Here is a 7424-nt window from a genome sequence, read left to right on the forward strand (position 1 = left end):
CCGTCGCGGTCTCCGAGCCGCTGGGCGCTCACCCGGAGGTCGCGCGGACCGTGCTCGCTCGGTACGCCGTCGGGGCGGTCCAGCTCGTCCCGGTCTGAGCACACCCTGCCCCGTCGGGGCGCAGAGTGCGCCCTCTCGCGGCGCAGAGTGCGCCCCTTCGTGGAGCAGAGTGCTAGAGCACCAGGGACTCGAGGAGGTGCTCGAGGGTGCGGGCGGGGTCGGCGGTGACCCCGCCGTGCACCGGGCCGGGCTGGAGCACGGTGCTGCGAGGCGCCTTGAGGAACCCGAAGCGGGTGCTCGCGTCGTCGCGGGACTCGCGGACGCCGTACGCGGTGGCGCGCACGCCGGGGCCGAAGTCGGCGTGGGCCTCGCCCAGGCAGACCTTCTCGACCGCCGCGAGCGCGGACCGGACCGCAGCGATGTCCACGCCGGGGTCCAGGGCGCGCAGCCGCTCCTCGTCGACGGCCGTCCGGACGCCGAGGAAGGCCTCGTCGGGGCAGTAGAGGACGACGCCGACGTTGACGAACTCCTCCCGCTCGACGCGGGGCACGCAGCGCAGCGAGACGTACTGGTAGGGGCTCATGCGGCACCCTCCCCCGGCAGCCAGCCTCGGTCGCCGTCGAGTCGGGCGCGGAGGAAGGCGACGTAGCGCTCCCGCAGCGCGTCGGCGTCCTCGGCCCCCGGGACCGGCTCGAGCCAGTCGTCGCAGACCTCCGCCAGCACGGAGCGGAGGGCGTCGTCGTCCAGCCGCTTGCCGAGTACGACGTCCTGGTCCCGCGCCTCGGCGGCGTACCCGCGCAGGATGTGCTCGGAGGCGTCGTAGGGCTGTGCGGCGAAGCGCACCGGGTCCCCGGTGCCGCCCGGCCAGGAGTGGTGGAAGTAGAGCGACGCGCCGTGGTCGATCGCGTACAGGACCCCGCGCCAGACCAGGAGGTTCGGGTTGCGCCAGCTCCGGTCGACGTTGGCCGTCAGCGCATCCAGCCAGAGGACCCGGCCGGCGAGATCACGGGCCGGCTCCGAGATCGGGTCGTAGCCGAACGCGCCGGGCAGGAAGTCGATGCCGAGGTTGAGCCCGGCACTGGCGTTGAGCAGGTCCTGGACCTCCTCGTCGGCCTCGTAGCGCGCGATCTCCGGGTCCACGTCGAGGACCACCTGGTCGGGGGTCGGGATCTCCAGCAGTCGCGCCAGGCCGGCGACGATCACCTCGGCGACCAGCACCCGCGGGCCCTGTCCGGCACCGCGGAACTTGCAGACGTAGGTGCCGAGGTCCTCGGCCTCCACGACCCCGGGCAGGCTGCCGCCCTCACGCAGCGGGGTGACGTAGCGGGTCACCCGGACGGTCGGCATCACGGACCCGATCCTGTCAGACCGGCGGCTTCTCCTCCGCCAGCAGGCGCTTCTGCTCCTCCACGTCGAAGTCGGCCTTCGGCCAGGTCAGGTCCATCGCCACCAGGGCCTCGTGGAGCAGGCTGCCGATCGCGAGGTTGCGGTACCACTTCCTGTCGGCCGGGATCACGTGCCACGGCGCGGCCTCGGTCGCGGTCCGACCGATCGCGATCTCGTAGGCCTCCTGGTAGGCGGGCCAGAGCTTCCGCTCCTCGAGGTCGCCGACGTTGTACTTCCAGTGCTTCTCGGGCTTCTCGAGACGGGCGAGCAGACGCTCCTTCTGCTCCTCGGCCGAGATGTGGAGCATGCACTTGATGATCGTGGTGCCTCTCGCCGCGAGGTCGGCCTCCCATGCGGTGATCGCCTCGTAGCGCCGCTCGATCTCCTCGGCCGGCGCGAGCTCGCGCACGCGCGCGATCAGCACGTCCTCGTAATGGGACCGGTCGAAGACACCGATCACGCCGACCGGCGGCAGCGCCCGGGTGATCCGCCAGAGGAAGTCGTGCGCACGCTCCTCCTCGGTCGGCGCCTTGAACGAGGTGATCCGGACCCCCTGCGGGTCCACGAGTCCGACGGTCGAGCGCAGCGTGCCTCCCTTGCCGGAGGTGTCCATGCCCTGGAGCACGAGCAGGATGTTGCGGGTGCCGCCGGCGACCCCCTGGGCGAAGAGGCGTTCCTGGAGGTCGGCGAGCTCGGCCCCCATCGCGAACAGCGCGGCCTTGCCGTCCTCCTTGTCACCGTCGAAGCCGGGCGCGACGTCGGTCTCGATGGCCGAGAGGTCCACCGGGCCCTCGGTGATCCGCAGCGCTGCCGTGAGGTCGGAGGTCGGGAACGAAACGCTCATGATGCGCCAGTGTGGCGGTCTGGCACGCGCGCTGTCAGCCGCTCGCCAAGGTGCGCCGCAGCGGTGGGGTCGAGGACCAGGGGAAGTCGATCCACTGCTCGGTACGGCGCCACACGTACTCGGGGCGGATCACGGTCCAGGGCTTCTCGTAGATTACCGCGGTCCGCGCCTCCTCGACGTGGTCGGCGAAGAAGTCGCGGACCACCTCGAGCGTCTTGCCGGTGTCGGCGACGTCGTCGGCGATGAGCACCTTCATGCCGGTCAGGTCGACGGCAGCCGGGGTCGGCGGGAGCATGATCGGCACGTCCAGACGCTGGTCCACGCCGGTGTAGAACTCGACGTTGACCGACGACAGGTTCTTCACGCCGAGGGCGTAGCCCAGCCCCATCGCGAGCCCCAGTCCGCCGCGGGCGATTGCCAGCACGATGTCGGGCTCGAACCCGTCGTCGACCACCTGTTGCGCCAGGTCGTGCACGGCGGATCCGAACAGCTCGTAGGTCAGGGTCTCGCGATCCGCCACCGGCTCAGTCGTCATCGGCCCATTCTGCACCGAGCTCCTGCTTCACCACGGCATAGGCCAAGCCCGAGGAGTACCCCTTGCGCGCGAGCATGCCGACCAGGCGCCGCACAGCGACCTGCTTGTCGAGACCCCCCATGCTGCGCAGCTTCTTGCGGACGAGGAGCCGCGCAGCGTCCTCCTCGTCGCCGGGATCGACCTCGGCCAGCACGGTGCGCGCGGTCTCCTCGGCGATCCCCTTGCGGCGCAGCTCGGCCGCGAGCGCGGTGCGAGCCAGCCCGCGTGTGCGCTGGCGACTGTCGACCCACGCCCGAGCGAACGCCTCGTCATCGACGAGGCCCACCTCCTCGAACCGGTCGAGCAGCCGGCCCGCCACGTCCTCGGGGACGTTGCGGCGGGCCAGCCGCTCCTCGAGCTCCTTGCGACTGCGCGCCGTGATGCTCAGCTGGTCGAGCAGGATCTTGCGGGCGAACGACTCGGGGTCGACGTCCGGGTCGAACGCGGGATCCTCAGAAGGAGTCGACACCGATGGGCTCGTCCGACAGGTCGGAGGCGTCGTCGACCGTGGGCGTGACGCCGAGCTTCTCGAGGATCTTCTTCTCCAGCTCGTTGGCGAGGTCCGGGTTGTCCTTGAGGAACGAGCGGGCGTTCTCCTTGCCCTGGCCGAGCTGGTCGCCTTCGTAGGTGTACCAGGCGCCGGCCTTGCGGACCAGGCCCGCCTCCACGCCGACGTCGATCAGGCCGCCCTCGCGGCTGATGCCCTTGCCGTACATGATGTCGAACTCGGCCTGCTTGAACGGCGGGGCGACCTTGTTCTTCACGACCTTGACCCGGGTCCGGTTGCCGACCATGTCGGTGCCGTCCTTGAGGGTCTCGATCCGGCGCACGTCGAGGCGCACCGAGGAGTAGAACTTCAGCGCCCGGCCACCGGTCGTGGTCTCCGGGGAGCCGAACATGACGCCGATCTTCTCGCGGAGCTGGTTGATGAAGATCGCGGTCGTCTTGGAGTTGTTGAGCGCGCCGGTCATCTTCCGGAGCGCCTGGCTCATCAGGCGGGCCTGCAGCCCGACGTGGCTGTCACCCATCTCGCCCTCGATCTCGGCGCGGGGGACGAGCGCGGCCACCGAGTCGATGACGATCAGGTCGAGCGCACCCGACCTGATCAGCATGTCGGCGATCTCGAGCGCCTGCTCGCCGGAGTCCGGCTGGGAGACCAGCAGCGCGTCGGTGTCGACACCGAGCGCCGCGGCGTAGTCGGGATCGAGGGCGTGCTCGGCGTCGATGAACGCCACGATGCCACCGGCCGCCTGGGCGCTGGCCACCGCGTGCAGGGCCACCGTCGTCTTTCCGCTGGACTCCGGACCGTAGATCTCCACCACCCGGCCACGCGGGAGCCCGCCGATGCCGAGGGCCACGTCGAGGGCGATCGCGCCCGTGGGGATCACGTCGAGCGGAGCGCGGGTGTCGTCACCGAGCCGCATCACCGAGCCCTTGCCGTACTGCTTCTCGATGGTGAGCAGCGCGGCGTCGAGCGCCTTCAGTCGGTCATCGCCAGCCATGTGCCTCAGTCCTTAGGTGTCGTGGTGGAGCCAGGTACGTCGGCGACGCTACGGCGAGGTTCCGACACAGCCTGGTCAGCCGTGTCGCCGTTGTGGAGCGAGCTCGCCCGGCGTCGTACCTGTGGACGGTTGGTGGCTCACCGACCGCCGTACGACCCAACCTAGACGAACAGGTGTTCGAAGTCGTTCAGGAGGTACGGCGTGTCGCCGCTGCCGTGTCGCGCAGCGTCTCCACGCCGGCCCGCACGGCCGCTCCGAGCACGCCGAGGACCAGGGCCAGGCTCACCAGGGCGAGGGCCGGGTAGTCGGCCAGGCCCACGACGACGCCCGCGAGCGCACCGGCCGCAGCACCGGTCAGCCCCATCACCAGGTCGGAGGTCCCCTGCACGTCGGTGCGCGCCTCGAGCGGCGCGTGCTCGGCGACCATCGTCGAGGCGGACACCATCGACAGCGACCAGCCGACACCGAGCAGGAACAGCCCGCTCGTCACCTGCCAGGACATCCCGGTGGGCGCCGACGCGCACAGCACCAGGGCGACCAGGAGCACCACTCCCCCGGCACCGAGCACCTGCGGACGGCCGACCCGGTCGGCCAGCCAGCCGACGAGCGGCGAGAACGCGAACATGCCGAGGACGTGGACGCTGATCACGATCCCGATCACCTCGAGGCCGGCCCCGCCGTGCTCCATGTGGAGCGGCGTCATCACCATCACCCCGATCATCGTGGCGTGGGTCAGCGCGAGCCCGGCGATCGCGTAGCCGAGCACCGGTCGCTCCCGCACGGCCTGCCGGGCACGCGACCACGTCGTACCGGTCGGCGGTCTCGCCGGCATCGACTCGTCGGCGATCGCCGCCTGGCGGGCCAGCAGCAGCGGGTCGGGGCGCAGCAGCACGCCGACCGCCACCGCGGCGAGCAGCATGCCGAACGCACCGAGCGCGAACGGCCCGGTCAGCTCCGGGATGTCGACCGCGTCCGCGAAGGCGCCGGCCGGACCGGTCAGGTTCGGGCCGACCACCGCGCCGATGGTCGTCGCCCAGACCACCATCGACAGCGATCGCCCGCGGGTGGCGGCGGAGGCGAGGTCGGTGGCCGCGTAGCGCGCGGCGTTGTTGGCGGACGTGCCGGCGCCGAGCATGACGGCGCCGACCAGCAGCAGCGGCATCGAGCCCAGGACACCGGCCAGGACGGCCAGCGCCCCTCCGCCCGCACCCACCAGGTACCCGGTCATCAGGCCGGCGCGCCGGCCACGGCGGGACATCAGCGGCGCCAGCAGGAAGGAGATCACGGCTGCGCCCAGCACCTGCGAGGTCTGCGCCAGCCCGGAGAGCGTCTCCGAGCCGGACAGGTCCCGCGCCAGCAGCGAGGCGGTGGCGATGCCGATCGTGATGCCGACCGCGCCGACCGCCTGCGTCAGCACCAGCACCCGCACCGTCCGTCGCTGGGCGGCGACGAGATCGGGAGCGCCGGTCTCCGGCAGCGCGCGTGCGGGCGCCGTCACCTCTCGCTCACGGGGAGCTCGAGGACCTGCCACACGGCGCGCCACACCTGCTTCGGCTCCAGGCCCGCGTCGAGCGCCTCCGCCGCCGTGCGGTGGCCGAGGTCCCCGATCACGAACTGGTCCGCCCACACCGGGGCGTAGGAGGCCCCGAGATGCTGCTCCATCCGGGCCCAGAACTCGGTATGCCTCACCCCTCCATCATCCACTGCGTGTCCCAACGGTGGTGCACCACGTCATGCAGGTGGTAGCGGCCGAGCGTGGCGACCGTGAACGCACTGCCGTTGCTGCGGCGGCCGGGGCGCTCCCACGCGTCGCCGGCGACCGACTCGTAGACCGCGGCCGCCCGAGCGGCAGCAGCGGCCAGCGCAGGGGCGACCTCCGCAGCCCGCTGGAGGTCGTAGCGGTCGGCGAGCGCGGTCTCGTCCTGGTCCCAGTTGGCGAAGACCGGGTCGTCCTCGGTCAGCATCCGCTCGAGCCGCCCGACGAAGACGAGGTGCACGTCGCGGACGTGGCAGGCGTACTCCGTCGGCGACCAGACCGTCGGCGAGGGCCGCTGCTCGGCCCGGGGATCGGCGAGCGCCGCGGTCCAGTAGTCGGCGTTGTCCCGAAGGGCGGCGGCGAGCGCGCCGGTGTCGACGGCGGCGGCGGTGAAGCCGCACTCGGGGCACGGCCGGTCCAGCACCCAGGTCCAGTCCTTGGTGTCCGGCTCGATGGCGCCAGGCTCGGTCTGGGGCGTCTGCTCGGTGGTCATGCCGAGATCCTCCCGTGGCAGGTTGTCGCGCGCGAGCGAGTTCCTGCCATCCGTCGTACAACCGCTGCCAGCGTCACGGGCGGGTCGGCCCGGGGTCACCCGATCGCGGCCGTCCCGAAGGCCACGTTGAACTGGTCGCACCAGATCACCACGGACCTCATCCCGCCGAGCTCGGCGCCCTCGGGGATCTCGTAGCTCTGGTTGCCCTGGTTGCCCTTCAGCGCGCCGAGCCGCACGTAGTCGCCGTCGTCGTAGATGCCCCAGGAGTCGAAGCACCCGTCGCAGCCGCCGCCGCTCTCCTGGTCGGTGATCCAGACGTGCAGGTCGGGACCGTTGGAGGTGTCGAGCCCCTGGAGCCGCAGGAACCGGGTGCCGTCGCTGCGGCGGTAGATGATCGCCTCGCCCGACGTGCCGTGCTCGGCATCGATGAACTCGCCCGACGCCAGCTCGACCCGGGTCCTCTCCGCGGCGGAGGCACTCGGGACGCTGGTGTCGGTGAGCCCGCCGCTGGCGGTGCCGACCACCTCGCTGGCGTCGTCGTCCTCGTCGACCCTGTCATCGATGAAGAGCAGCCAGGGCTGGAACAGCAACAGGCCGGCGACGAGGGCGACGAGGAGGACCCCACCCACCGCCAGACCGATCGCACGCTTGCGACTCATCACACCTCCTGGGTCCTGCTCAGCCTAGGCCGTGGCGGCATCTCCGTCGGCGGTTCGGTCGACGCCGCCCGTCCAGACCCGCGCCACGATCGGCACCCCCGGCCGGTAGGCGAGGTGCACGTGACTCGGCGCGTCGAGGAGCACGACGTCCGCGCGCCGGCCCGGCACGAGGGCGCCGACGTCGGTGCGTGCCAGGGCGGCCGCGCCACC

General features: G+C 71.7%; 10 protein-coding genes and 1 pseudogene. All 11 read right to left on the reverse strand.

Going from position 1 to position 7424, the window contains the following annotated elements:
• Positions 1–172: 172 nt before the first annotated feature.
• Positions 173–583, reverse strand: coding sequence for a DUF3037 domain-containing protein (locus E7Z54_RS23820; protein ID WP_136436299.1), 411 nt, complete (start codon positions 581–583; stop codon positions 173–175).
• Positions 580–1347 (reverse strand): HipA family kinase, encoded by a 768-nt coding sequence (locus tag E7Z54_RS19015; RefSeq protein WP_136436307.1) that lies wholly within the window; start codon positions 1345–1347, stop codon positions 580–582. Before E7Z54_RS19015 ends, E7Z54_RS23820 begins: the two co-directional genes overlap by 4 nt.
• A 16-nt stretch (positions 1348–1363) precedes the next feature.
• Positions 1364–2230 (reverse strand): PPK2 family polyphosphate kinase, encoded by an 867-nt coding sequence (locus tag E7Z54_RS19020; RefSeq protein WP_136436300.1) that lies wholly within the window; start codon positions 2228–2230, stop codon positions 1364–1366.
• Positions 2231–2264: 34 nt separating this feature from the next.
• Complete coding sequence (locus tag E7Z54_RS19025) at positions 2265–2765, reverse strand: phosphoribosyltransferase (RefSeq protein WP_136436301.1); 501 nt, start codon at positions 2763–2765, stop codon at positions 2265–2267.
• The gene (locus E7Z54_RS19030; RefSeq protein WP_136436302.1) at positions 2755–3273 is read right to left on the reverse strand and encodes a regulatory protein RecX; all 519 of its coding nucleotides are present in this window, start codon (positions 3271–3273) and stop codon (positions 2755–2757) included. The genes E7Z54_RS19025 and E7Z54_RS19030 overlap by 11 nt, the downstream gene beginning before the upstream one ends.
• Positions 3257–4306, reverse strand: a complete 1050-nt coding sequence (gene recA, locus E7Z54_RS19035; protein ID WP_136436303.1) for a recombinase RecA — start codon at positions 4304–4306, stop codon at positions 3257–3259. The genes E7Z54_RS19030 and recA overlap by 17 nt, the downstream gene beginning before the upstream one ends.
• Positions 4307–4493: 187 nt before the next feature.
• Entirely contained in the window at positions 4494–5804 is a 1311-nt protein-coding gene (locus E7Z54_RS19040) for an MFS transporter (RefSeq protein ID WP_240769789.1), read from the reverse strand.
• The gene (locus E7Z54_RS19045; RefSeq protein ID WP_136436304.1) at positions 5801–5995 is read right to left on the reverse strand and encodes a DUF3046 domain-containing protein; all 195 of its coding nucleotides are present in this window, start codon (positions 5993–5995) and stop codon (positions 5801–5803) included. The genes E7Z54_RS19040 and E7Z54_RS19045 overlap by 4 nt, the downstream gene beginning before the upstream one ends.
• Positions 5992–6555, reverse strand: coding sequence for a DinB family protein (locus tag E7Z54_RS19050; RefSeq protein ID WP_136436305.1), 564 nt, complete (start codon positions 6553–6555; stop codon positions 5992–5994). The genes E7Z54_RS19045 and E7Z54_RS19050 overlap by 4 nt, the downstream gene beginning before the upstream one ends.
• 95 nt (positions 6556–6650) lie before the next feature.
• Positions 6651–7214, reverse strand: a complete 564-nt coding sequence (locus E7Z54_RS19055) for a DM13 domain-containing protein (RefSeq protein ID WP_136436306.1) — start codon at positions 7212–7214, stop codon at positions 6651–6653.
• A gap of 24 nt (positions 7215–7238) precedes the next feature.
• A pseudogene (locus tag E7Z54_RS19060) lies at positions 7239–7424 on the reverse strand (hypothetical protein); the annotation flags it as partial.

It is taken from the genome of Nocardioides sp. (assembly GCF_004803405.1).
GTDB lineage: Bacteria > Actinomycetota > Actinomycetes > Propionibacteriales > Nocardioidaceae > Nocardioides > Nocardioides vastitatis.